General features: G+C 71.6%; 24 protein-coding genes. 8 read left to right on the top strand and 16 right to left on the bottom strand.

Going from position 1 to position 22,001, the window contains the following annotated elements; all coding sequences use genetic code 11:
• Positions 1 to 30: 30 nt before the first annotated feature.
• Positions 31 to 777 carry a cobalt-precorrin-6A reductase gene (locus ACWD5F_RS24510; RefSeq protein WP_451257298.1) on the bottom strand — a complete coding sequence of 249 codons (747 nt, stop codon included), beginning with the start codon at positions 775 to 777 and terminating at the stop codon, positions 31 to 33.
• 172 nt (positions 778 to 949) lie between these two features.
• Here ACWD5F_RS24510 and ACWD5F_RS24505 point away from each other — a divergent pair, with 172 nt between their 5' ends.
• Positions 950 to 2,392, top strand: a complete 1,443-nt coding sequence (locus ACWD5F_RS24505; protein ID WP_451257296.1) for a DUF6351 family protein — start codon at positions 950 to 952, stop codon at positions 2,390 to 2,392.
• A 61-nt stretch (positions 2,393 to 2,453) separates the two neighbouring features.
• Here ACWD5F_RS24505 and ykgO read toward each other — a convergent pair whose 3' ends face one another.
• The 4 genes from ykgO to ACWD5F_RS24485 all read right to left on the bottom strand — a co-directional run bounded on the left by ykgO (position 2,454) and on the right by ACWD5F_RS24485 (position 4,036).
• Positions 2,454 to 2,576, bottom strand: coding sequence for a type B 50S ribosomal protein L36 (gene ykgO, locus ACWD5F_RS24500; RefSeq protein WP_124002110.1), 123 nt, complete (start codon positions 2,574 to 2,576; stop codon positions 2,454 to 2,456).
• Positions 2,577 to 2,629: 53 nt separating this feature from the next.
• Entirely contained in the window at positions 2,630 to 2,890 is a 261-nt protein-coding gene (locus ACWD5F_RS24495) for a type B 50S ribosomal protein L31 (protein ID WP_451257294.1), read from the bottom strand.
• Positions 2,891 to 2,973: 83 nt separating this feature from the next.
• Positions 2,974 to 3,138, bottom strand: a complete 165-nt coding sequence (rpmG, locus tag ACWD5F_RS24490) for a 50S ribosomal protein L33 (protein WP_124002108.1) — start codon at positions 3,136 to 3,138, stop codon at positions 2,974 to 2,976.
• Between the two features lie 124 nt (positions 3,139 to 3,262).
• The gene (locus ACWD5F_RS24485; protein WP_451257292.1) at positions 3,263 to 4,036 is read right to left on the bottom strand and encodes a sulfite exporter TauE/SafE family protein; all 774 of its coding nucleotides are present in this window, start codon (positions 4,034 to 4,036) and stop codon (positions 3,263 to 3,265) included.
• A gap of 162 nt (positions 4,037 to 4,198) precedes the next feature.
• On the opposite strand from ACWD5F_RS24485, the gene ACWD5F_RS24480 reads away from it, so the two are divergent.
• Together ACWD5F_RS24480 and ACWD5F_RS24475 are read left to right on the top strand one after the other, a co-directional pair.
• The gene (locus ACWD5F_RS24480; protein WP_451257290.1) at positions 4,199 to 5,014 is read left to right on the top strand and encodes an alpha/beta hydrolase; all 816 of its coding nucleotides are present in this window, start codon (positions 4,199 to 4,201) and stop codon (positions 5,012 to 5,014) included.
• 70 nt (positions 5,015 to 5,084) lie between these two features.
• Positions 5,085 to 5,567 (top strand): Dps family protein, encoded by a 483-nt coding sequence (locus tag ACWD5F_RS24475; RefSeq protein WP_124002105.1) that lies wholly within the window; start codon positions 5,085 to 5,087, stop codon positions 5,565 to 5,567.
• Between the two features lie 36 nt (positions 5,568 to 5,603).
• Here the strand turns inward: ACWD5F_RS24475 and ACWD5F_RS24470 are convergent, their stop codons facing one another.
• From ACWD5F_RS24470 to ACWD5F_RS24430, 9 genes are all read right to left on the bottom strand, one after another.
• A complete protein-coding gene (locus ACWD5F_RS24470) occupies positions 5,604 to 6,293 on the bottom strand; it encodes an SDR family NAD(P)-dependent oxidoreductase (protein WP_451257288.1) in 690 nt (229 codons plus the stop codon).
• On the bottom strand, positions 6,290 to 7,165 hold the full coding sequence (locus ACWD5F_RS24465) for a cupin domain-containing protein (protein ID WP_451257286.1): 876 nt from the start codon (positions 7,163 to 7,165) through the stop codon (positions 6,290 to 6,292). The genes ACWD5F_RS24470 and ACWD5F_RS24465 overlap by 4 nt, the downstream gene beginning before the upstream one ends.
• Entirely contained in the window at positions 7,162 to 8,514 is a 1,353-nt protein-coding gene (locus tag ACWD5F_RS24460) for an amidohydrolase family protein (RefSeq protein WP_451257284.1), read from the bottom strand. The genes ACWD5F_RS24465 and ACWD5F_RS24460 overlap by 4 nt, the downstream gene beginning before the upstream one ends.
• 32 nt (positions 8,515 to 8,546) lie before the next feature.
• The gene (locus ACWD5F_RS24455; protein WP_451257282.1) at positions 8,547 to 9,527 is read right to left on the bottom strand and encodes an alpha-ketoacid dehydrogenase subunit beta; all 981 of its coding nucleotides are present in this window, start codon (positions 9,525 to 9,527) and stop codon (positions 8,547 to 8,549) included.
• Positions 9,515 to 10,492: a thiamine pyrophosphate-dependent dehydrogenase E1 component subunit alpha gene (locus tag ACWD5F_RS24450; protein WP_451257280.1), complete on the bottom strand. Its 978-nt coding sequence runs from the start codon at positions 10,490 to 10,492 to the stop codon at positions 9,515 to 9,517. The genes ACWD5F_RS24455 and ACWD5F_RS24450 overlap by 13 nt, the downstream gene beginning before the upstream one ends.
• Positions 10,492 to 11,829, bottom strand: a complete 1,338-nt coding sequence (locus ACWD5F_RS24445) for a M24 family metallopeptidase (protein WP_451257278.1) — start codon at positions 11,827 to 11,829, stop codon at positions 10,492 to 10,494. Before ACWD5F_RS24445 ends, ACWD5F_RS24450 begins: the two co-directional genes overlap by 1 nt.
• A 52-nt stretch (positions 11,830 to 11,881) precedes the next feature.
• Positions 11,882 to 12,580 carry a helix-turn-helix domain-containing protein gene (locus tag ACWD5F_RS24440; RefSeq protein ID WP_451257276.1) on the bottom strand — a complete coding sequence of 233 codons (699 nt, stop codon included), beginning with the start codon at positions 12,578 to 12,580 and terminating at the stop codon, positions 11,882 to 11,884.
• Between the two features lie 11 nt (positions 12,581 to 12,591).
• Positions 12,592 to 13,461: a Cof-type HAD-IIB family hydrolase gene (locus ACWD5F_RS24435; protein WP_451257274.1), complete on the bottom strand. Its 870-nt coding sequence runs from the start codon at positions 13,459 to 13,461 to the stop codon at positions 12,592 to 12,594.
• Positions 13,462 to 13,544: 83 nt separating this feature from the next.
• Entirely contained in the window at positions 13,545 to 14,981 is a 1,437-nt protein-coding gene (locus ACWD5F_RS24430) for a cytochrome P450 (RefSeq protein ID WP_451257272.1), read from the bottom strand.
• A gap of 309 nt (positions 14,982 to 15,290) precedes the next feature.
• Here ACWD5F_RS24430 and ACWD5F_RS24425 point away from each other — a divergent pair, with 309 nt between their 5' ends.
• From ACWD5F_RS24425 to ACWD5F_RS24405, 5 genes are all read left to right on the top strand, one after another.
• Positions 15,291 to 16,133 carry a hypothetical protein gene (locus ACWD5F_RS24425; RefSeq protein WP_451257270.1) on the top strand — a complete coding sequence of 281 codons (843 nt, stop codon included), beginning with the start codon at positions 15,291 to 15,293 and terminating at the stop codon, positions 16,131 to 16,133.
• A gap of 112 nt (positions 16,134 to 16,245) precedes the next feature.
• A complete protein-coding gene (locus ACWD5F_RS24420) occupies positions 16,246 to 17,058 on the top strand; it encodes an SAM-dependent methyltransferase (RefSeq protein ID WP_451257268.1) in 813 nt (270 codons plus the stop codon).
• Between the two features lie 39 nt (positions 17,059 to 17,097).
• Complete coding sequence (locus ACWD5F_RS24415; RefSeq protein ID WP_451257266.1) at positions 17,098 to 18,501, top strand: glutamine synthetase family protein; 1,404 nt, start codon at positions 17,098 to 17,100, stop codon at positions 18,499 to 18,501.
• Between the two features lies 1 nt (position 18,502).
• On the top strand, positions 18,503 to 19,630 hold the full coding sequence (locus tag ACWD5F_RS24410) for an amidohydrolase family protein (RefSeq protein ID WP_451257264.1): 1,128 nt from the start codon (positions 18,503 to 18,505) through the stop codon (positions 19,628 to 19,630).
• A gap of 15 nt (positions 19,631 to 19,645) precedes the next feature.
• Positions 19,646 to 20,182 (top strand): NUDIX hydrolase family protein, encoded by a 537-nt coding sequence (locus ACWD5F_RS24405; RefSeq protein WP_451257263.1) that lies wholly within the window; start codon positions 19,646 to 19,648, stop codon positions 20,180 to 20,182.
• A gap of 27 nt (positions 20,183 to 20,209) precedes the next feature.
• On the opposite strand, the gene ACWD5F_RS24400 is transcribed toward ACWD5F_RS24405, so the two are convergent.
• Positions 20,210 to 21,199 carry an aldo/keto reductase gene (locus ACWD5F_RS24400; RefSeq protein ID WP_451257262.1) on the bottom strand — a complete coding sequence of 330 codons (990 nt, stop codon included), beginning with the start codon at positions 21,197 to 21,199 and terminating at the stop codon, positions 20,210 to 20,212.
• Positions 21,200 to 21,285: 86 nt separating this feature from the next.
• Positions 21,286 to 21,951: an NUDIX domain-containing protein gene (locus ACWD5F_RS24395; RefSeq protein WP_451257260.1), complete on the bottom strand. Its 666-nt coding sequence runs from the start codon at positions 21,949 to 21,951 to the stop codon at positions 21,286 to 21,288.
• Between the last annotated feature and the right edge of the window lie 50 nt (positions 21,952 to 22,001).

Here is a 22,001-nt window from a genome sequence, read left to right as displayed (position 1 = left end):
CAGGGGTGTCGGACCGACCCGGGCCGCCGCTCAGGCCGAGTCGAGCCCCAACCGTCCCAGCACACCCACCACATCGGCCACCGCCCGCACTCCCTCCGGCAGCGGTGGCCGTCGTACGACCACCACGGGCAGGCCGAGTTCACGCGCGGCCGTCAGCTTGGCGGCCGTCGCCTCTCCCCCGCTGTCCTTCGTCACGAGTACGTCGATGCGGTGTTCCCGCAGCAGAGCGGTCTCGTCGGCGACGGTGAACGGCCCGCGGGCGATCAGCACCTGGGTGTTGGGCGGCACCGGCGGCTCGGGCAACTCCACGGACCGCACGAGGAAGTGACGATCCGTCAGACCGATGAAGGCCGAGAGACCCAGTCGCCCCGTCGTCAGAAACACCCGTCGCCCGAACCGCGCCAACGCCTCCGCCGCGTCCGCAAGGGAATCGACGAGGTGCCACCGATCCGCGGCCCCGGCCGCCCACCCCGGACGGCGCAGCACCACCACCGGCACCCCGGTCGCCGCACCGGCCCGCACGGCGTTCTCGGTGATCGCGGCGGCGAAGGGATGCGTGGCGTCGACGACGGCGTCCACATGCTGCTCGCGCAGCCAGTCGGCGAGCCCCTCCGCCCCGCCGAACCCCCCGATCCGCACCTCCCCGTCCAGCGACCCGGGCCGAGCCACCCGCCCGGCCAACGACGTCGTGACCCGGACACCGGCGCGCGCCGCGAGCACACCGGCCAGTTCGCGGGCCTCGGTGGTGCCGCCGAGGATCAGGAGGTGCGGGGACATGGGTGCGAGCGTACGAGGTCGTCCGCGGGGCGGCCGCACCGGGACGTCGGCTCGGTCGGCCCGCCGAACACTATGAACAGAACGATCTCCGCCATGGCTCCCCCGCCCCTTTGCTCCTTAGCATCGCCGCGCACGGCGCGACGTTGCGTCGGCGTGGACGAGGAGAGCCGCCTTGGACAGTTGGAGAACACGCGCACGGGATTGGCGTCGAGCGGGAGTCGTCGCCTCCGCGACGGTCGCGCTCCTGGGGACCATCGGCGGAGCCCCGCCGTCGGCCCGGGCGGACGCCCCGCCGCCGACGACCGCGACCTGTCCGGCCGAACTGGTCGGCAAGGCCACCTGCTACACCGGCCAGGACAAGAACGGCGCCTACTACGCCATCGCCGTCCCCAAGGACTGGAACGGCTCCCTCGTGGTCCACGCCCACGGCGGTCCCGACCTGGGCAACACCTCCGATCCGCAGCGCAGCGTCGACGACCTGACCCGCTGGTCGGTGATGGTCGAGGAGGGGTACGCCTGGGCGGGCTCGTCCTACCGGCGCGGCGGCTACGGCACCCGGATGGCGGCCGAGGACACCGAGAACGTACGCCGGCTGTTCGTCGACGAGTTCGGCAAGCCCCGGCGGACGTATGTGCACGGCCAGTCGTGGGGCGGTGACGTCGCCGCCAAGGTCGTCGAGACGTACGGCAAGAAGCACGGGCGCTACGACGGGGCGCTGCTCACCAGCGGGGTCCTCGGGGGTGGGTCCCGCGGGTACGACTACCGCGTCGACCTGCGCGTGGTCTATCAGTACTACTGCCAGAACCACCCCCGCCCGACCGAGCCGCAGTACCCGCTCTGGCAGGGTCTGCGCGCCGACTCGACGATGACGTCCGCCGGGCTGCGCGCACGTCTCCAGGAGTGCACGGGATTCGAGTCGGCTCCCGCCGAGCGGACCGCCCTTCAGCAGCGCAACCTCGACGACATCCTTGCCGTCACGCGCCTGCCCGAGCGCACGCTGGAGTCGCATCTGCGGTTCGCGACATTCACCTTCCGGGACATCGTCCACAACCGCCTCGGCGACCGGAACCCGTTCTCCAACCAGGGCGTCCGGTACACCGGTTCGCACGACGACAAGGCGCTCAACGCCGGTGTCCAGCGCTTCGGCGCGGACCCGACCGCCGTACGCGATCTGTCCTACGACAGTGATCTCACCGGCAAGATCTCCATCCCGGTGCTCACGATGCACGCGATCGACGACCCGACGGCGTTCGTGGAGCACGAGGCGGCCTACCGGGCGACGGTCGAGGGCGCCGGCCGGGAGCGTTACCTGGTGCAGACGTTCACGCGGGAGTCGGAGCACAGCGCGCTGAGCGACTCCGAGTACGCCAACGACATCTCGGCGCTGGACCGTTGGGTGCGGACGGGCAAGCGGCCCACGGCCAGGTCGATCGCGGGCTCGTGCGCCGCCTTCGACCAGACATACGCCACCGGCTGCTTCTACGACCCCGGTTACCACCCGGCCGCGTACGCCACGCGCGTGCGGCCGCGGCCTGGCGGGCTGCGCTGGCCGGCCATGACGGCGGCGCAGGAGAAGGCGTGGAGCAGGATCCCGGGGGTCGGGATCGCGCCCTAGACGGGACATGGGAGTGGCCCCCGTGCACCTGCACGGGGGCCACTCCGTCTTCGTACGCTCGTCAGCCCTGGCGGGCCTTGAAGCGGGGGTCCTTCTTGTTGATCACGAAGACCACGCCCTTGCGGCGGACCACCTGGGCGCCGGGCTTGTTCTTCAGTGAACGCAGGGACTTGCGTACCTTCATCGTTCTGCTCTCCTCGTCACACGCGCCGACGCGAGGTCGGTGCCGGGTCGCGGTCAGCCCTGGGCGGCCGTCGCCCGGCCGTAGCGGCGCTCGAAGCGCTCCACTCGGCCCGCCGTGTCCACGACCCGGGTGTTGCCGGTGTAGAAGGGGTGGGACGCCGAGGAGATCTCGACGTCGATCAGGGGGTAGGTCCGGCCGTCCTGCCACTCGATCGTCTTCGCCGAGTCGGCGGTGGAGCGGGTCAGGAACGTGACGTCCGCGGCACGGTCACGGAAGACGACGAGCCGGGTGTCGGGGTGGATGCGGGGCTTCATGGGATGTCCTTCCTGGGGCGCCGGGCGACGCGTCGGGCGTGCTGCTCGACGCGTCGCGCCTGTGGTGCGGCCGAGCCGGTGGTTCAGCGGGTCTCGCGGAACTCGACGTGCGCCGCGGCGACCGGGTCGTACTTGCGCAGGACCAGTCGGTCGGGGTCGTTCTGGCGGTTCTTGCGGGTCACGTAGGTGATGCCGGTTCCGGCCGTCGACCTCAGCGTGACCACGGGACGCGCCTTGCTGCGTGCCATGAAGTCCTCCCTTCGCCCACGCCACGGATCTCTGATCCGAGCATGTCAATCACAGCTGGTCCAACAACGCCTCCCCCCTTCGCATTCCCGAGCCGTCGGCGCAGGTCGAAGGGCAGGTGTCGGGTCAGCGCAGCAGCAGCTGAAGGCCGCCGACGATCGTCGCCGCGATCACGAGTTGCTCGAAGAGTCGCTGGTTGATTCGGTTCACAGCCCATTTGCCGATCAACGCACCGGGCACGACGAACAGCACGAGCGCCGCGTCAAGGAGCAGCGAGTTGCCGTCGATCAGACCGAGACCGGCGCTGAAGGGCACCTTGGCGACGTTGACGATCAGGAAGAAGAAGGCCGAGGTCCCCAGGAAGCCCAGCTTCCGGAACCCCGCGGAGAGCAGGTACATCGACATCACCGGCCCACCCGCGTTGGCGACCATCGTGGTGAAGCCGCCGAGCACGCCGTACGAGCGGGCCTTGACCCGGCCGGACCTGGTGGCCACCGAATCCGGTTCCGCCTCGGCCTCCGCGGTGCGCCGCCGCCAGACCGTCACTCCGGCCATCAGCAGCAGGATCGCGCCGATCGACGTCCGTACGATCTTGTCGTCGGCCCAGACCAGGAACACCGTCCCGGCCACCACGCCCGCCGCGACCGCCGGGAACAGCCGCCACAGCGTCGGCCAGTGGGCGTGCCGCCGGTAGGTCAGCACCGCCAGCACATCGCCCGCGATCAGGATCGGCAGGAGTACGCCGGTGGAGGCGCGGGCCGGCAGGACCGCCGCGAAGATCGCGAGGCTCACCGTGTTGGCCCCGCTCACCGCGGTCTTCGAGAAGCCGACGAGGAGAGCCGCCGCGGCGAGGGCGGCGAACTCCCAGCCGGTTATGTGCCAGAGCGTCATCGTGTCCATGCGAACACCGATGCTATGCGCACGTATCCGGCCACCGTAAGGAGCGTCTCGCGGGTCGGTCCGTACCGGCGCCCCGGCACCCAGCCAGTATTGGACTGTGGACCTCCGCTCCACCCCTGAGAAGATCTCCCCGGGACCTTCGCCGACGCAGCTGGAGGAGACATGGCCGACGTCCGCGAGCACGCCCTGGACGGCGTCAAGGGCAGGATCGTCGTCACCGAATGGGCCGCCGAGCGACCCCGGTATCTCGCCCTCGTGCTGCACGGGTACGGCGAGCACATCGGGCGGTACGAGGAAGTGGCGGGGGTGCTGGTGCGGCACGGCGGTGCCGTCCTCGGGCCCGATCACGCCGGGCACGGCAGGTCGGCGGGCGAGCGGGTGCTGATCGAGGACTTCGAGGACGTGGTCACCGACGCGCACGCCGTCGCGGACCTGGCCCGGTCCGCGTACCCCGGTGTACCCGTCGTCCTGGTCGGGCATTCGATGGGCGGCCTGATCGCGGCCCGCTACACCCAGCGGTACGGGGACGAGCTCGCCGCGCTCGTGCTGTCCGGGCCGGTGATCGGCGACTGGACGCTGCCGCACCGGCTGCTGGCCCACGACGAGATCCCCGACACGCCGATCAACCCGGCGGCGCTCTCCCGCGATCCCGGGGTCGGGGCGGCGTACACGGCGGATCCGCTGGTCTGGCACGGGCCGATGAAGCGGCCGACGGTGGAGGCGTTCGCGCGCACCCTGGAGACCGTGTCGAAGAGCGGCGCGGTGGGCCGGCTTCCGCTGCTGTGGCTGCACGGGGACGACGACCGGCTGGTCCCGCTCGCCGGGAGCCGCGTCGGGGTCGAGGAGCTGCGCGGCCCCGGCCTCCTCACCTCACGCATCTACGCGGGCGCCCGGCACGAGGTCTTCCACGAGACGAACCGGGCGGAGGTCTTCGCCGATCTGACGCGTTTCCTGGACGGGGCGCTGATCACCCGCTGACCCTGCCGCGTTTGCGCCGTTTCGCGTCGGGCACCCGGATGGGACGAACGACGACGAAGGAGATGCCCGTATGACTGTGGTGAAGAGCGCACTTCCCGAACCGGCCCGTGCGATCGCCGGGGACGCGTTGCAGGGCACCCTCGTGGATCTGCTCGGCCTCTCGCTGATCGGCAAGCAGGCGCACTGGAACGTCGTGGGTCCGCGGTTCCGCTCGATCCATCTGCAACTGGACGAGGTGGTCGACACGGCCCGCGCGTTCTCCGACACGGTGGCGGAGCGCGCCGCGGCCCTCGGGCTGCCGCCGGACGGCCGGCCCGAGACGATCGCGGCCGCCTTCACGCTGCCGAGCCCCAAGGACGGCTGGCAGCAGGACACCGAGGTCGTGGAAGTGATGGTGGCCTCGCTGGGGGCGGCTATCGGCCGGCTGCGCGAGCGCATCACCGCGACCGACGAGGCCGACCCGGTCACCCAGGACCTGCTGATCACGATCACCGCGGAGCTGGAGAAGCAGCGGTGGATGTTCGAGGCGGAGAACTGGCCTCTCGACAAGTGACCGGCCGGCCCGCCCTGTCGGGTGGCCGCCGATGCCTCACCCCAGCAACCAGCCCCCGTCCACGCTCAACTCCACCGCGTTGACCGACCGGTTGCGCAGCAGGAAGTCCGTGGCGTCCACCACGTCGGCCACCGTGGCGAGTTGACCGGTGGGAGTCCCGGCGCGCAGACCGGCCAGGACCTCCGCCGGCTTCGCCCGCCAGTAGGGGCTGTCTCCCACGACACCCGGGTGGACGGCGTTGACACGGATCGGGGCGAGTTCGACGGCGAGGGTGTGCACCAGGCCCCGTATCCCCGCGTTGACGGTCGCCACGGTCGTCGCGCCGGGGTAGGGCCGTTCCTTCGCCTGGCCGCCGAAGAGGACGATCGCGCCCTCGTCGTCCATGCGCGGGCGCATCACGTGCACGACCTCGGTGTAGCCGACGAGTTTGAGCGTGACGAGGTGCAGGGCGGCTGCGATGTCGTAGTCCGCGACCCGGTTCTCGTCGCGGGAGACGCCGGCGAGGACGAGGTGGTCGACGTGTCCGACGTCGGCCAACGCGCCCGCTATCTCCTGCGGTCGGGCCAGGTCGAGCGCGAGGCCGCGGGCGCCGATCTCCTTGGCGACGGTGTCGGCGCGGTGGGTGGCACGGCCGGTGAGGACGACCTCGTCGCCCCGCTCCGCGCGGACGCGGGCGAACTCACGGCCGATCCCGGACGTGCCTCCGACCACCAGAACACTGCTCATGGATCCAGGATCTCCTTCAGGTAGTCCCAGTCGCGGGTGAAACGGTAGGAGTGGCGGGACGGCGGCTGCGGTGCCTGGGTCTCCAGCCAACGCAGCGGTCCCCGGCCCGAGTTGGCGAAGCCGTGCACGCAACCGGCGCCCGCCCAGGCGCAGTCGCCGGGCCCGAGCCGGTATCGCTCGCCGTCGAAGACCGCCTCGGCTTCCCCCTCCAGGAACAGGTAGGTCTCCTCGAAGGGGTGGTCGTGGCTGCCGGCGACGCCGTCGGGCGCGTACTGGACCATGAACATCGTCGAGGCGACCGCGCCGAGTTCGCCGTCGACCATCATCTTCACCGTGATGCCGCTGTAGACGAGCAGGGCGGTGCGCATGCTCGCGGAGACCGCGAGGAGGTCCTGGGACTGCTTCCCCGGGTCCATCTGCGCCGGTTCGAAGTGGCCGAAGGAGCGGGTGCGCGGGTCGCGGACGTCGATGCGGACGGGATCGCGGGCGGGCAGCGCGGGCACGGGCCGGGTGTCGTGGCCGTAGCGCGCCCGCGGAACCGGAGCCAGCATGTCGGCCCAGCGTGCGGCCGTGTCCCCGGCACCGCGCCAGGCGTGCGGGACACCGGTCGGGAGGAGGCCGTAGTCGCCCTCTTCGAGGAGGTACGAGCCCTCGGGCACATCCAGGATCACGGTCCCGTCGAGCACGTGGAAGCTCTCCTCGTACGAGTGCACATGCGCCGACACCTCGCCGTCCGGCCGGAGTTCGCAGACGCCGAAGCCGGTGTGGACGCTCCCGTCGTCCTCGCCGACCAGTGCGCGGCGCCGGAATCCGTGCGCGTCGTAAGGGAGTTCGGGCAGGTCGGCGGCCCTGCGCACCAGATGCCTCGTCATGCGCTCCGCTTCGCCTCCTTCGCCGCGAGGAGCCGGTCGCGGGACTCCTCGACGAGCCTGCGGGCGCGGGCGACGTCGGCCGTCAGTTTTCCGTCGCGCTTGTGGACCACGCCGTCGACGATGACGGTCTCGACGTTGGACACGTCGGCCGACAGGGTCACCGCGGTGACCGCGTCGTGCAGCGGAGCGACGTTCAGCGCGGTGGCGTCGATCGCGACGACGTCGGCGCGCTTGCCGGGGGTCAGGGAACCGGTGCGGTGTTCGAGGCCCGCGACGTGCGCGCCGCTCAGCGTCGCCGCCTCCAGCATCTGACGTGCCGTCAACATCGTGTCGGGCACCGGCACATCGGCCTGCCAGCTGGCCGCGTTGACGCGTGCCCGCTCGGCACCGAAGGCCGCGCGGATCTGGGTGAACATGTCGCCGGGCACGGTGGTCACGACGTCGATGCTCAGCGAGGGCCGCAGCCCGTGCTCGATCGCCTTCATCACGGGCGGCCAGCCGTGCCCCATCTGCGTCTCCACCTGCGGCGCGATGGAGACCGTACCGCCGCTGTCGGCGACCATCCGCCACTCCTCGTCGCTGAGATAGCAGCAGTGGACGTAGGTGGTGTCCGAACCCAACAGCCCGAGGCCGTGCAGCTGTTGGACCATGCCGTAGCGCCCTGCCAGGCGGCCCATCGCCACGTGCACGGTGATCGGGATGCCGAGGTCGCGGGCCAGTGCCCATTCGGCGGTGACGACGTCGTTGACGCAGAAGCCGGGGCCGCGGGTGGCCAGGCCCATGGTCAACAGGCCGTCGTCGGAGGGGAAGTGGGCGGCTCGGATGCGGCGGACGTCGTCCCCGGGGATGGCGATCTTGCTCTCGAACCAGTAGTCGGCGAGGGAGGTGTTGGCGCTGCCGTAGGCGTACTGGGCGCGGATGCCGGTCTCGGTGAGGGCCTGGATCGCTGCATCCGGGTGCTCGGGGGTGTTGTTGATGTGGGACCAGTCGACAAGGGTCGTGATACCGGCGTTGAGGCACTCCAGGGTGCCGGCGAGGTTGGCCGCGTAGACGTCCTCGGGGGTGTAGAGCGGGGCGAAGGTGTCGAGGATGTCGACGAAGTAGTCGTCCAGGGTGGCGTCGGGGGCGACGCCCCGGATCGAGGCCTCCCAGGTGTGCCGGTGGGTGTCGACGAAGCCGGGGATCAGGATGCGGCCGGTCATGTCGAGGATCTCGGCGTCGGCACTGATCTCCCGCTGGACGGCGGTGATTCGGCCGTCCTCGATCAGGACGTCCCCCTCGGGCAGGTCCCCGATGTCGGGGTCCATGGAGACGATGTGGCCCGCGCGCAGGAGCAGTCGGTCGGTCATCGCGCTTCCTCCCAGGGAAGGTCGGGGGTTTCTCAGTAGGCGGCGAGGTGGCGGACCGCCGCCACGACCTTGTCGACGGTGGGGATGACCCGCTCCTCCAGCGCGTCCGCGAACGGCAGCGGGACGCACTCCCCCGCCACCCGGCGCACCGGCGCGTCCAGCAGGCCGAACCCCTCGTCGGCGACGACGGACACGAGGGTGGCGCCCCAGCCGCCCTGGTACGGGTTCTCCTCGACGGTGACGAGCCGCGAGGTCCGGCCCAGGGAGGCGAGGACGGTGGCGGTGTCCAGGGGCACCAGACAGCGCAGGTCGACCACTTCGGCCTCGACGCCCTCGGCCGCGAGGAGTTCGGCGGCCGTCAGCGCCACCGGGACCATGGAGGCGAGGGCGACCAGGGTCACGTCCGCGCCCTCGCGGACGACGGCGGCACGGCCGAGTTCGACGACGTGACCGGGCGGTGGCGGCGCCCCTTTGCTCGCGAGCAGTCCCTTGTGCTCGAAGAAGACGACCGGGTCGTCGCTGCGGATCGCCGCCGCCATCATGCCGACGACGTCGGCGGGCGTCGCCGGTGCCGCGATCTTCAACCCGGGGACGGTGAACGCCCAGTTCTCGGTGGCCTGCGAGTGCTGCGCGCCGAAACCGAGACCGCCGCCGTTGGCGGTGCGCACGACGAGCGGCACGGTGACCTGACCGCCCGTCATGTACCGCACCTTGGGTATCTCGTTGGCGAGGTAGTCCCAGCAACAGGCGAGGAAGTCGGAGAACATGATCTCGGCGACCGGCCGCATCCCGGTCATCGCGGCGCCCATCGCCGCGCCCACGATGGCCTGTTCGGAGATCGGCGTGTCCCACACCCGCTCCGGCCCGAACTCCTCGAAGAGCCCGGCGGTCGTCTTGAACACCCCGCCGGCCGCCCCGATGTCCTCCCCCAGGCACACGACGGCCGGGTCCCGGCGCATCTCGCGCGCGATGCCCTCGGCGACCGCCTGCCGGTAGGTGATCACGTCCGCCATGCGGCACCCCCGTCCGCCCATACGTCGGTGAGCGCGTCGCGCGGATCCGGCGCGGGCGCGTTCTTCGCCGCCTCGACCGCCCGCTCCACGACGTCACGCGCGCGGGCGTCTGCCTCGGTGACCGTCTCCTCGGACACGCCCAGCTCGACCAGTCGGCCGCGCGCGAGGTCCAACGGGTCGTGCTTGAGCCAGCGTTCGACCTCCTCGGCGGGGCGGTAGGCGGCCGGGTCGGCGCGGCTGTGCCCGAAGTGCCGGTAGGTCGCGGCCTCAAGGAGGGCGGGCCCGTCTCCTGCCCGGGCCCGCCGCGCGAGGCGGGCGACCGTGTCCCGGACGGCGACGACGTCGTTGCCGTCGACGGTCTCGCCGACCAGCCCGTAGGCGGCCGCCCGGTCGGCCGCGGGCCGGGCCACCGCCGTGACGTCGGCGATCGCGGTGTACTCCATGTAGAGGTTGTTCTCGCAGACGAACAGCACGGGCAGCTTCCATACGGCGGCCAGGTTCAGCGCCTCGTGGAAGGCGCCGATGTTGGTGGCGCCGTCGCCGAAGAAGGCGACCGCCAGCTGTCCGGTGCCGCGCAGCCGGGCCGACCAGGCCGCGCCGACCGCCATCGGGAGGTGGGCGCCGACGATCGCGTAGGAGCCGAGCATGCCGGTGGACGCCTTGGTGAGGTGCATGGAGCCGCCCTTGCCCCCGCACAACCCCGTGGCCCGGCTCATGAGTTCGGCCAGGCACTCCTCGGGAGTGGCACCGCGGGCCAGCGCGTGGTGGTGGCCGCGGTAGGTGGCGAACACGTAGTCGTCCTCGCGCAGGGCGGCGCTCGCGCCGACGGCGATCGCCTCGTGTCCGGCGGCGAGATGGGTGGTGCCCTTGACCAGGCCGGACAGGAACAGGTCGTGGGCGGCCTTCTCGGTACGCCGGATGACGACCATCTGCTCGTAGAGCGTGAGGAGTTCGGCCGCGTCCATCAGCGTGTCCCGTCCGCGAAGCCGGTGTTGAGGTGGGACTGCGCCTCGCGCCGGGTGTTGAGCTCACCGCCGACGGTCCAGTACTTGCGGCCCGCGACCAGCAGTTCCTCGGCCGGGAACTTGGTGATGACCTCGCAGCCGTCGGCGGTGACGACCATTTCCTCCTCGATCCGGGCCGCGGACCAGCCGTCGGCGGCCGGCCAGTAGGTCTCCAGGGCGAACACCATGCCCTCCTGGAGGACTTCGGGATGGTCCAGGGAGACGAGCCGGCTGAAGATGGGCTTCTCCCAGATCGACAGGCCGACCCCGTGGCCGTACTGGAGCGCGAAGGCGGCCGTCTCGTCGGCGAACCCGAACTCCTCGGCGCGCGGCCACACTCGGACGATGTCGGCGGTGGTGGCGCCGGGCCGGACCAGGGCGATGGCCCGGTCCATGTACTCCCGGCAACGGACGTACGCGTCGCGCTGGGCGCCGGAGGCGCTGCCGACGGCGAAGGTGCGGTAGTAGCAGGTGCGGTAGCCGAGGTGGCTGTGCAGGATGTCGAAGAAGGCGGGGTCGCCGGGGCGGATCAGCCGGTCGCTGTAGACGTGCGGGTGGGGTGAACAGCGTTCGCCCGATATGGCGTTGACGCCTTCGACGTACTCGCTGCCGAGGTCGTAGAGGACCTTGCTGACCAGTCCCACGCACTCGTTCTCGCGCACTCCGGGCCGCAGGAAGCCGTACAGCTCCTCGTAGGCCGCGTCGACCATCGCGCAGGCCTGGGTGAGCAGGGAGATCTCGTCGCGGGTCTTGGTGCGGCGGGCCTCCAGGAACACCTGCTGGCCGTCGACGACGTCGATGCCCTCCGCGCGCAGGGCGGCCAGCACGGGCATCTCGGCGACATCGATGCCCAACGGCTCGCCCGCCAGGCCGTGTTCGTGGAGTTCGGCGGCGATCTTCCGGGCCACGTCCTCGGCGATGCCCGCGTCCGGGTGGAAGGCGCCGCGCAGGGTGGAGATGCCGGCGCGGGCGCCGGTGGGCGGGCCGTCCTTGCCGTCGCTGTAGTCCAGCCACGGGTTGTAGAGCTGGTGGTGGCGGGCCGCGGAGCCGAAGTCCCAGACGATCGGCTCGCCGCCGCGCGTCAGCAGGGCGAAGCGGATCAGCTTGTCCATCGCCCAGGTGCCGATGTGCGTGGCGGTCATGTAGCGGATGTTGGCGAAGTCGAAGCTGAGCACCGCGCCGAGGGAGGAGCGGTTCAGGGAGTCGTGCAGCCGGGCCAGCCGCTCCGTGCGGAGCCGGTCCAGGTCGATGCGCTCTTCCCAGTCGACGGCGTTGGGTCCGAATGTGCGGATCGTCATGGCGACCACCCCCGCTTCGGAGTGAACGACCGGACCCGGCGAGTGTCAAGTGTTACTGAACAGTTGGTCCGTGCCACTGAACGGATTGGCTGAACACGAACCAGACGCCCACGGCCGGTTCGGCGCCGTCGTTGCGGTAGCGGTGCGGGGTCGTCGACTCGAAGCACACGGCGTCGCCCGGACCCAGCGTGTACTCGTCGAAGCCGAGGGTCAGGACGAGTTCACCGGAGGTCAGACACCCGTACTCGGTGCCCGCGTGCCGCATGAGGCCACCCGAGCTGGAGGAGGAGCCGCCGGGCCGGTAGGTCACCTGGAGGAAGTCGACGTCCACACCGGGCACATGACCGAGCCGCTCCCACACGACACCCGAGTCCAGCTCCAGCGTCTCCCGTTCACCGGGGGTGACCAGCGGCCCGATGCGGCGGCCGGGGTCGGCGGCGAAGGCGGCGAGGGCGTGCAGGACGGTACCGGGGAGCACCGAAGCCGTTGCCGCGGCGGCGACTTGAGCGTCGGCGGCGATGTCGTCACGGCCGTCGTCGCCGCCGTCGAAGAGCGACTCGATCGAGATCCCGAGAGCAGTGGTGATCGCGTACAGCGTGCTCACGGACGGCTGGCTCTTGCCGGTCTCGATCTGGGAGACCAGGCTCGCGGAGACGCCGATCTCCCGTGCCAGGGCGCGCAGACTCATGCCCCTCGCCTGGCGCGCCCGCCGGACACGGGCACCGACGGGCGGTGCTGCGGCAGGAGACACGACCCCTCCCCTCAGGACCGAACGTGTGCAGCTCCATTGAACAGTACGCGTGCGATCGTACGCAGCACGCCGTTGTCATTGTTCGACGGCGCTGTGTAGCGGGCTCTGGCGACGACGTCCGGATGGGCGTTGGCCATCGCGAAGGACCACTCCGCGGCGTCCAGCATCTCCAGGTCGTTGAGGTAGTCGCCGAAGACCATGGTCTGTGCGGGGGTGATGCCCAGGTCGCGCTGGAGGCGGCGCAGGGCGGCGCCCTTGTTGGCGGTGGGGTTCATGACGTCGGCCCAGTGCTCGCCGGAGACGACGACCTGGTGGGTCGTGGCGAACGGGGCGAGGCCCGGGGCGGTGGTGCGCTCGGCGGAACCGAAGTCGTAGAGGGCGACCTTGAGGATGTCGTCGTCGATCACGGTGGCGTCCTCGACGACCTGGTTCTCGACGTAGTACCGGCGCACCTCGTCCAGGAACGCCCCGTCGGTCCGCTCGACGTACGCGGACCGCTTGCCGCAGACCACGGCCCCCACGTCCACGCCGGACGCCACCAACTGCCGTACCGTCCGCACCAGTTCGGCGACCACGCCGGGCGCCAGCGGGTCCGAGGCGAGTTCCACGCCGTCGCGTACGACATAGGTGCCGTTCTCGGCGATGAACGCCATGCCCTCGGAGACCTCGGCGAACTCCCGCGCCAGTGTGGCGTACTGGCGGCCGCTCGCCGGGCTGAACAGCACACCGCGCCGGCGCAGTTCGGCCAGCGTCTCCCAGAGGCCGGGCGGGATCCGCTTGGCGTCGTCCAGGAGCGTGCCGTCCATGTCGGTGACGATCAGCCGGATGTCCGCGGGACCGGTGGGAAGGTCGGTGACGAGGTGTGCGGGGGCGGAGGACATGACCTGCTTCCGGTGAGGGTGGACGGCACCGCCGCCCGCTCCGGACGGCGCTTCCACCCTACGTGAGCCGGTCGAAGCCCAGGTCAGCCGCCCGACCGGATGAGTCCGGTCAGGTAGCGCCACAGCGAGGACCGGCGCTTGGCGCTGTGATCGGAGCCGTCGGACGCGCCCGGTTCGTCGGATACGTCCTCGCCGGGCGAGACGCCCGCCAGGCGCGGCCGCGGGTACGAGCTGACCGGTGCGGACAGCTCGTAGCGGACGGGCAGGGAGCGCAGGCCGCGCATGAACGGCGAGGAGCGCCAGGGCAGTTGGTCGACGGGGAGGGCGAGTTCGAGGTGCGAGAACCGCTCGAAGAGCCGGCCGACGCCGGCCGCCGCGATGGTGGAGGCCAGCTCGCGGGCGGGGCACTGGCGGCGGCCCGCGCCCCAGGACAGGTGGGCGCGGCTGCTGATGGTGGAGGTGCCGGGTGCCGTCTTGTCGGCGAAGAGCGGGTCGGCGTGCGCGGCTGCGGAGGAGACCCACACGGGGTCGCCGGCACGGATGGTGTACCGGCCGAGCCGCGTGTCCTCGGCGGCGAACCTCGGTACGAAGTTGACCAGCGGCGGCTTGCGCATGACCACGCGGTTCATGGTCTCGCGGACCATCCCGGCGGACAGCGCGGTGCGCACCCCGCCGTCGGCGTCCCCGGAGATGACCTCGACGACGGTGTTGGAGACGAGGATGCCGACGTGGTCGGAGGTCATGCCGAGCAGCATGAACAGCTCGCGGGCCAGCTCGTCGACGGAGAGGTCCGGGTGGGCGGCCACCAGGTGGGAGGGGAAGTCGTCCGCGGGCTGCGCGATCTTCGAGGCGGCGAGTTCCTTGAGCGTGTGCAGCAGCCGGTCGAGGGCCGGTTCCGCGTCCGGGCCCGCGTCGAGCACCCGCCACATGTCCATCAGGGCGTCGTCGCCCTGGGAGCCGGGGAAGCCGAGCAGATGGCTCGCCGCCATCAGCGGGAGCGGCCGGGAGAACTGGGCGGACAGGTCGGCCGCACCCGTGACGCCGCCCTGCCCGAGCAGGGAGATCAGCTCGTCCGCGTAACCGGTGACGGCCGCCTTCAGCCGCTTCGCCTGCGGGTTGCGCGGGTCCTGGAAGGGCCGCAGCGCGGTGTCCCAGGCGGTGCGCAGCGCCGGGTAGCCGGGGCCGCCCTGGATCAGGACGTGGTTGACCTCGAGGGACGGGCCGAGCGGCCAGTCGGCGGGCACCCGGCCCTCCGAGCGCGCCCGCCAGTTCTCCAGACCCTTCGGCCAGCCGGGGTCGTCCTGGAGCACCTGGAGCGACTCGCGGTAGCCCAGCACCAGCCAGGCGGGCACGCCCAGCAGGTCGACCGGCGCCACCGGACCGTGCCGGTCGCGCAGCCGCTCGTAGACGAGCGCGGGGCGGGTCTCGTAGTCCCGGGTCAGCAGGGGCTCGGGGGCCAGAGCCTCCAGCCGCGAACTGTCGGACACCGCGCCCCCTTCGTCGACCAGGTGGATCTCCATGCGTCAGCCGCCCCCTTCGACACCGCCGGCCTGCGGACGCGGGGGACGTTACCCCAGGCCTCCCACGTGTCACCGGGTGGGGGTACTGACCGGTAGCCGATCGTGATGTCGTCAATTCACGGTCGGCGGGCGGCCTTTGACGGACCGGGAGACAGGGGCCGGCGGACGGCTCGTGCGGGATGGCCGAGGCATGCGGTGACCTGCGTCCACGACCGCTCGGGCATCACCCGTACGGTCCAGTGCGCTGGTGAGCTGGTGGGCCCGGTGGTGCGCTGAGGGAAGACCCGATCCTTCCAGGAGGCACCCGTCATGACCCGTCGTGCGTCCCGCCCCGTCCGTGTGTTCGCCGCCGCGCTGGCCGCGGGCACGCTGCTGACCACCGCGGCCTGCTCGGACGACGGCGACGGCGGCTCCACCGCTGCGGACGTCGCCGCCTCGTCCGTCACCGACGAGGCCCGCGCCGCCTCCCCGCTCGCCGCGCGGACGTCTACCGCACCGGCCCGGCTGACCGAGGCCGGGGCGCGGGCCGCGCTGATCACGGAGGCGGACATCGAGGACGACTGGACGAAGGTCGACGACGCGGCGACCTGGCGGGACGAGCTGCTCGTCGGCAAGGTCGACGTGGCGGGCTTCCTCACCGCGAAGACGAACGCGGCCGACTGTCAGAAGCTCCTCGACGGCCTGTACGCCGACGATCTGCTCGGCAAACCCACGGGCGCCTCCGCCCTCATCGGCTTCGAGCAGGGCGACTCCCGCCTCCTCCACCAGGTCGCCGCCTACGACCGGGCCCCGCTCGCCGCCTCCCTGACCTGGCTGGGGACCCTGCCGGACAAGTGCGACCAGTTCACCGCGACGGACACCAAGGACGGGAAGCGGACGGTCCAGGTGATCGAGGCCTCGGTGCCGAAGGAGGGCGACGCCCGGCAGGGGCTGCGCGTGACGGTGCAGGGCACCACCAACGGCACGGCCACCACGCTCACCCTGGATGTCATGGCCGTACGTGTCGGCGACGACGCGATCACCGTCACCGCGGGCGGTCTCGACGGCGACGAGTCCGACTCGGCCGAGCAGGCCGTGAAGGAGGGCACCTCGCGCCTGAAGGACGTCCTGGCGGGGAAGACGCCCGCCGCGGACCCGGGCAACGACGACTGAGAACGCTCCCCCTGTTCCCCCCACCCCTGCTCCCCGATTCCCGGGACACCGTGATCACCCGCCCGGCACAATGGCGACGAAGGCCGCAGGCGGTGCGAGGAGGAGCAGAGTCGTGAGTGAGAGCCACACCCCCTCGGGCGGATCGGCCAGGCTCAACACCGCTGTGGCGCACAACGCGCGCGTGTGGAACTACTGGATCGGCGGCAAGGACAACTACGCGGTCGACCAGCAGGTCGGCGAGCAGGTCGCCGGGATGTTCCCGATCATCCGGGAGATCGCCCGCGCGGACCGCTGGTTCCTGGGCCGGGCCGTGCGGTTCCTGACCGAGGAGCGCGGGGTGCGGCAGTTCCTCGACATCGGCACCGGGCTGCCGACCGCCGACAACACGCACGAGATCGCCCAGCGGATCGCACCGGAGTCGCGGATCGTCTACGTGGACAACGACCCGATCGTGCTCGCCCACGCCCGCACCCTGCTGACCGGCACCGACCAGGGCGGCACCGACTACATCGACGCCGACGTGCACGACCCGGAGGCGATCCTCGAACGCGCCGCCGGGACCCTGGACTTCACCGAGCCCGTCGCGGTGATGATGCTCGGCATCCTGAACTTCGTCCTCGACACCGAGAAGGCCAGGGACATCGCCCGGCGGATCATGGCCACGGTCCCCGCCGGCAGCTACCTGGTCCTCACCCATCCCACCTTCGACGCCGAACTCGGCGGCGAGGGCCAGATCCCGGCGATGAAGTTCTGGAACGAGAACGCCACGCCCCCGATCACCGCCCGCAGCGGCACGGACATCGCCTCCTTCTTCGAGGGCCTCGACCTGCTGGAGCCGGGCCTGGTGTCCTGCTCGCGCTGGCGTCCCGGGGCCGACTCCCCGGCCGTGGTACCGCAGTTCGGCGCGATCGCCGTGAAACCCTGACGCGGGCCAGTACACCGGTCGAACCGTCGAGGAGAACGTATGACCACCCTTGCCGATCCCGTCCCCGGCGGACGCCCCGGTGATGTCGAGCGGGCCACCGCACTCGGCGGCGAGCTGGCCGGACGCGGGGTGCACGGGATCGTCCTCGCCTACGTCGACACCGCGGGCATCGCGCGGGTGAAGACGGTCCCGACGGCGAAGCTCGCCTCGGCCGCGGCCTGGGGCGTGGGTATGTCGCCGGTGTTCGACACGTTCCTCGCCGACGACTCGATCGTCACCACCGACGTCCTCGGCTCCCCCGACGGCGATCTGCGCATGTACCCCGACCTCGACCAACTCACCGTCCTGGCCGGGCAACCCGGCTGGGCGTGGGCACCGGTCGACCGCATCACGCAGGAGGGCGAGCCCCATCCGGCGTGCGCTCGTACGGTGTTGCGCCGGACCGTCACCGAGGCGGCCGAGCGGGACGGCATCACCTTCAGGGCCGCCGTCGAGGTCGAGTGGGCCGTCGGCCGGGGCCCGTCCGCCACCGGCGAGTTCGTCCCGGCGCTCACGGGCCCGGCGTACGGAGCCGTCCGGCAGGTCGAGCTGAGTGACTACACCGCCGACCTGCTGGCGGCCTTCGCGGCGCAGGGCGTGGACGTCGAGCAGCTCCATCCCGAGTACGCGTCCGGGCAGTTCGAGGTCTCGGTGGGCGCGCTCGACCCGGTCGCCGCGGCCGACCGCAGTGTCCTGGTGCGGCAGACGATCCGGGCGGTGGCGGGGCGGCACGGGCTGGTGGTCTCGTTCGCGCCCGCGGTCTTCGCCGAGGGTGTCGGCAACGGCGGTCACCTCCACCTCTCCGCGTGGCGCGACGGCGTCAACCTGCACGCGGGCGGTGCGGGCCGGTACGGCATGACGGCCGACGCCGAGTCCTTCGTGGCCGGAGTTCTCGGCCGGCTCCCGGCGCTCACGGCACTGACCGCCCCGAGTCCTGCCAGCTATCTGCGCCTCAAGCCCTCCCAGTGGGCCGGGGTGTTCACCGCCTGGGGCCGCGAGACCCGGGAGTCCGCGGTGCGTGTCGTCACCGGCACGGCGGGCCTGCGCGACCAGGCCGCCAACCTGGAGGTCAAGCCGGTCGACCTGGCCGCCAACCCGTATCTCGCGCTCACGGGCGTGATCGCGGCCGGGCTGAACGGGCTCACCTCGTCGGCGCCGCTGCCCCAGGAGATCACCGGGGATCCGGCCCGGCTCGACCCCGCGGAGGCGGCGGCCCGGGGTGTGCGCCGACTGCCGGTGTCGCTCGCCGAGTCGGTCGAGGAATTCCGCAAGGACGAGGTGCTGCGGGCGGCGCTGGGACCGGTCCTCGCGGACGCGGTGATCGCCGTACGTCTCGGCGAGATCGCCGCCGTGGACGGGCGGGACGACGAGGGCGTGGCGGCCGCCTACCGCTGGAAGTACTGACGTGGGCGCGATCCAGGAGGCGCTCGACGCGCAGGAGTTGACGGACCATCACTGCCACGGGGTGGTCACCGCGGACCTGTCCCGGGAGGGCTTCGAGGAGCTCCTCACCGAGGGCGGGGTCTGGCCGGGGATCTCGCCCTTCGACAGCCCGGTCGGCGTGTCGGTACGCCGGCACTGCGCTCCCCTGCTCGACCTGCCCCGGCACGCCCCCGTCGACGACTACCTCGCCCGGCGGGCCGAGTTGGGCTGGCGCGAGGTCAACCGGCGCTTCCTGACCGCCGGTTCCACGGACGTGTTCTGCGTGGACACCGGGTACACCCCGGACCGGCTCACCACGCCCGCCGAACTGGCGGACACCGTGGGCGGATCGGCGTACGAGGTGGTGCGGCTGGAGGGCGTCGCGGAGGCGGTGGCGGCGAAGGGGGTCGAACCCGGCGAGTACGCGGCCGAGTTCGGGGCGGCCGCGCGGGCGGCGGTGGGGCGCCCCGGCGTGGTGGCGGTGAAGTCCGTGGCCGCCTACCGCACCGGCTTCGACCTGGACCCGGCCCGCCCCGCGGCGGACGAGGTCACCGAGGCGGCCCGGCGCTGGCTCGCGGAGGGCGGCCGACTGACGGACCCGGTCCTCGTACGGCATCTGCTGTGGACCGCCGTCGATCTCGGGCTGCCGCTCCAACTGCACGTCGGATTCGGCGACAACGACATCCGGCTGCACCGCTGCGACCCCACGCATCTCACCGACTGGCTGCATCTGACCGCCGGCACGATCCCGGTGCTTCTGCTGCACTGTTGGCCCTACCAGCGCCAGGCCGCCTACCTCGCGGCTGTGTTCGAGCAGGTGTATCTCGACGTGGGCCTCACCCTGCACCACGTCGGTCCTGCCCGGGCTCGCGCGGTCCTTGCGGAGGCGACGGAGATCACTCCGTTCCGCAAACTGCTGTACAGCTCGGACGCGTACGGTCTGGCTGAGTTCTACTGTCTGGGTGCGCTGGCCTTCCGGCGGGGTCTGACCGGTCTGCTTCAGGACCGGGTGGACGCCGACGAGCTGAGCCTGCCCGACGCAATGCGGATCGCCCGGTGGGCGGGCGCGGACAACGCTCGCCGGGTCTACCGTCTGCCCGGCCCCTCCTGAAAGTATGATCAAGCAATGTCTGACATGACCGATACCACGCCAGGCTGGCTCAGCGCCGACGAGCTGGAGATGGCGCGTGCCCGTATGCCGATCCTGTATGTCGAGGCGGTGCCCGTGCGCGTCGACGACAGCGGCGAAGTCACCAGCGTCGGCCTGCTGCTGCGCATGGGACCGGAGGGGACGGTCAGCCGGACCCTGGTCTCCGGCCGGGTGCTGCACCACGAGCGGGTCCGGGACGCGCTGCTGCGCCACCTGGAGAAGGACCTGGGACCCGTGGCGCTGCCCCGGATCCCGGCCTCCCTGCAGCCCTTCACCGTCGCCGAGTACTTCCCGACCCAGGGCGCCACGCCGTACCACGACCCGCGTCAGCACGCGGTGTCGCTGGCCTACGTCGTACCCGTGACCGGCGACTGCCGGCCCCGGCAGGACGCCCTGGACCTGGTCTGGTTCAGCCCGCAGGAGGCCGTGTCGGCCGCCGTGCAGGGCGAGATGCCGGGCGGGCACGGGGTGCTGCTCCGGCAGGCGCTGGCGCACGTGGGGTGCGGTCTGTAGCGCGCCCGCCGGGGAACCCGGCCCGGATCAGTGCGCCGCGTCCAGCCGGGTGCGCTGGTCCTGGGTGAGTTCCAGGTCGAGCGCGGCCAGGTTCTCCTCCAGTTGGGCCACGGACGAGGCGCCGGCCAAGGGGATGATCGGCAGGTCGCCGCCCAGCTGCCAGGCCAGGACGACCTGGTTGAGGGTGGCGCCGGTCTCCTCGGCGACCGCCCGCAGCACGGTGAGCCGGGCGGGCGTGCCGGGGTGGTCGTAGTCCGGCGGGAGCGGCTTGTCCTGGCGGGTGTACGCGCCCGCGAGGAGCGGCGAGTAGGCGACCAGGGTGAGGGCCTCGGGCTCGGCGCGCAGGTAGGTCAGCAGTTCGGCGCCGGTGTGGCCGAGGCTGCCGTCCGGGAACATGTCGTCGGTCACGTCGGCGCGCGGGCGCAGCAGGCTGTGCTGGTACTGGAGCACCTCGTAGCTGGGCAGTCCGGCCGCGGCGGCGAGGGCGCGGGCCCGCTCGACGCGCCACACGGCGTGGTTGCTGACCCCGAGGAGACCGACCGTGCCCTCGGCGACCAGTTCGGCGAAGCCCTCGACGGTCTCCTGGATCGGAACCGTGCGGTCCTCGATGTGGGCGTAGAGCAGGTCCAGCTTCTCCACGCCGAGGCGTTCCCGGCTGCGTTCGGCGGACTCGCGGATGACCTTGGCGGACAGGCCCTCGGGGTTGTCGATGTAGCTGGTGCCGGGGGCGAGCGGGCGGGCGCCGAGCTTGGTGGCGATGACGATCTCGTCGCCGATGCCACGGCTGCGCCGCCAGCGGCCGAGGAGTTCCTCGCTGTGGCCGCCCTGGCCGCCGTCGGTCCAGAAGGCGTAGTTGTCGGACGTGTCGATGAAGTTGCCGCCGGCCTCGACGTACCGGTCGAGCACGGCGAAGGACGTCTCCTCGTCGGTCCGTGAGCCGAAGAGCATCGCGCCGAGCGCGAGCACGCTCACCTGACGGCGGTGGGCCGGGTCGGTTCCGATGGTGCGGTACCTCATGATGGGTCCTCCCGTTCGCGCCCGGTTGTCCGGGCACGAACGGGAGTCTTCATCTTGAAGCGCACTTGAAGTCAAGCCTTCGCGAACTAACTCTTCGCGAAGGGGCCTTCCAGTGCCGCCCACTGGAGCAGCATGATCGTCTTGGCGTCGGCGATCTCTCCGGTGCGGATCATCTCCAGGGCCCGCCGGAAGGGCAGTTCGACGATCTCGATGTCCTCGCCCTCCTCGTCCAGGCCGCCGCCCTCGTGGGTGCGGGTCGAGGGGCCGTAGGCGGCGGCGTAGAAGCTGACGCGTTCGGTGACCGAGCCGGGGCTCATGTAGACGTCGAAGACGTGCCGGACCTCGCCGATGGTGTGGCCGGTCTCCTCCACCACCTCGCGGCGCACGGCGAGTTCGGGGTGTTCGTCGTCGTCGTCGAGCAGTCCGCCCGGGGTCTCGACGAGCATGCCGTCGGGGTGGCCATTGACGTACACCGGGTACCTGAACTGCCGGGTGAGCAGGACGGTTTCGCGGTCGGCGTCGTAGAGCAGCATGGTGGCGCCGTTGCCGCGGTCGTGCGTCTCGCGCTGCTGGGTGCTCCAGGTGCCGTCGGCGAGCTGGAGGTCGAAGGTCGTGGCGCGCTCGACGTACCAGTGGCTGGACAGCAGCCGGACTTCGCGGACCTTGACGCGCGGGTTGCCGGTGAGGTCGAGGCCCGTGCGGTCCAGGCCGGTGCGGCCGCGGCGGTCCGGGGTGTCGATGCCGGCGGTCATCGGACACCGGTCCGGCGGGTGGAGGCGGTGGAAAGGTGCATGATCCGCTT

The organism is Streptomyces sp. NPDC002499, assembly GCF_053595415.1.
This window is presented reverse-complemented; position numbering and strand designations above follow the sequence as displayed.

What these genes read in the sequence shown, in the direction of transcription:
- ACWD5F_RS24510 (WP_451257298.1), bottom strand. Translation starts at nt 777, where the DNA reads ATGTCCCCGCACCTCCTGATCCTCGGCGGCACCACCGAGGCCCGCGAA.
- ykgO (WP_124002110.1), bottom strand. Translation starts at nt 2,576, where the DNA reads ATGAAGGTACGCAAGTCCCTGCGTTCACTGAAGAACAAGCCCGGCGCC.
- ACWD5F_RS24495 (WP_451257294.1), bottom strand. Translation starts at nt 2,890, where the DNA reads ATGAAGCCCCGCATCCACCCCGACACCCGGCTCGTCGTCTTCCGTGAC.
- rpmG (WP_124002108.1), bottom strand. Translation starts at nt 3,138, where the DNA reads ATGGCACGCAGCAAGGCGCGTCCCGTGGTCACGCTGAGGTCGACGGCC.
- ACWD5F_RS24485 (WP_451257292.1), bottom strand. Translation starts at nt 4,036, where the DNA reads ATGGACACGATGACGCTCTGGCACATAACCGGCTGGGAGTTCGCCGCC.
- ACWD5F_RS24480 (WP_451257290.1), top strand. Translation starts at nt 4,199, where the DNA reads ATGGCCGACGTCCGCGAGCACGCCCTGGACGGCGTCAAGGGCAGGATC.
- ACWD5F_RS24475 (WP_124002105.1), top strand. Translation starts at nt 5,085, where the DNA reads ATGACTGTGGTGAAGAGCGCACTTCCCGAACCGGCCCGTGCGATCGCC.
- ACWD5F_RS24470 (WP_451257288.1), bottom strand. Translation starts at nt 6,293, where the DNA reads ATGAGCAGTGTTCTGGTGGTCGGAGGCACGTCCGGGATCGGCCGTGAG.
- ACWD5F_RS24465 (WP_451257286.1), bottom strand. Translation starts at nt 7,165, where the DNA reads ATGACGAGGCATCTGGTGCGCAGGGCCGCCGACCTGCCCGAACTCCCT.
- ACWD5F_RS24460 (WP_451257284.1), bottom strand. Translation starts at nt 8,514, where the DNA reads ATGACCGACCGACTGCTCCTGCGCGCGGGCCACATCGTCTCCATGGAC.
- ACWD5F_RS24455 (WP_451257282.1), bottom strand. Translation starts at nt 9,527, where the DNA reads ATGGCGGACGTGATCACCTACCGGCAGGCGGTCGCCGAGGGCATCGCG.
- ACWD5F_RS24450 (WP_451257280.1), bottom strand. Translation starts at nt 10,492, where the DNA reads ATGGACGCGGCCGAACTCCTCACGCTCTACGAGCAGATGGTCGTCATC.
- ACWD5F_RS24445 (WP_451257278.1), bottom strand. Translation starts at nt 11,829, where the DNA reads ATGACGATCCGCACATTCGGACCCAACGCCGTCGACTGGGAAGAGCGC.
- ACWD5F_RS24435 (WP_451257274.1), bottom strand. Translation starts at nt 13,461, where the DNA reads ATGTCCTCCGCCCCCGCACACCTCGTCACCGACCTTCCCACCGGTCCC.
- ACWD5F_RS24430 (WP_451257272.1), bottom strand. Translation starts at nt 14,981, where the DNA reads ATGGAGATCCACCTGGTCGACGAAGGGGGCGCGGTGTCCGACAGTTCG.
- ACWD5F_RS24425 (WP_451257270.1), top strand. Translation starts at nt 15,291, where the DNA reads ATGACCCGTCGTGCGTCCCGCCCCGTCCGTGTGTTCGCCGCCGCGCTG.
- ACWD5F_RS24415 (WP_451257266.1), top strand. Translation starts at nt 17,098, where the DNA reads ATGACCACCCTTGCCGATCCCGTCCCCGGCGGACGCCCCGGTGATGTC.
- ACWD5F_RS24405 (WP_451257263.1), top strand. Translation starts at nt 19,646, where the DNA reads ATGTCTGACATGACCGATACCACGCCAGGCTGGCTCAGCGCCGACGAG.
- ACWD5F_RS24400 (WP_451257262.1), bottom strand. Translation starts at nt 21,199, where the DNA reads ATGAGGTACCGCACCATCGGAACCGACCCGGCCCACCGCCGTCAGGTG.
- ACWD5F_RS24395 (WP_451257260.1), bottom strand. Translation starts at nt 21,951, where the DNA reads ATGACCGCCGGCATCGACACCCCGGACCGCCGCGGCCGCACCGGCCTG.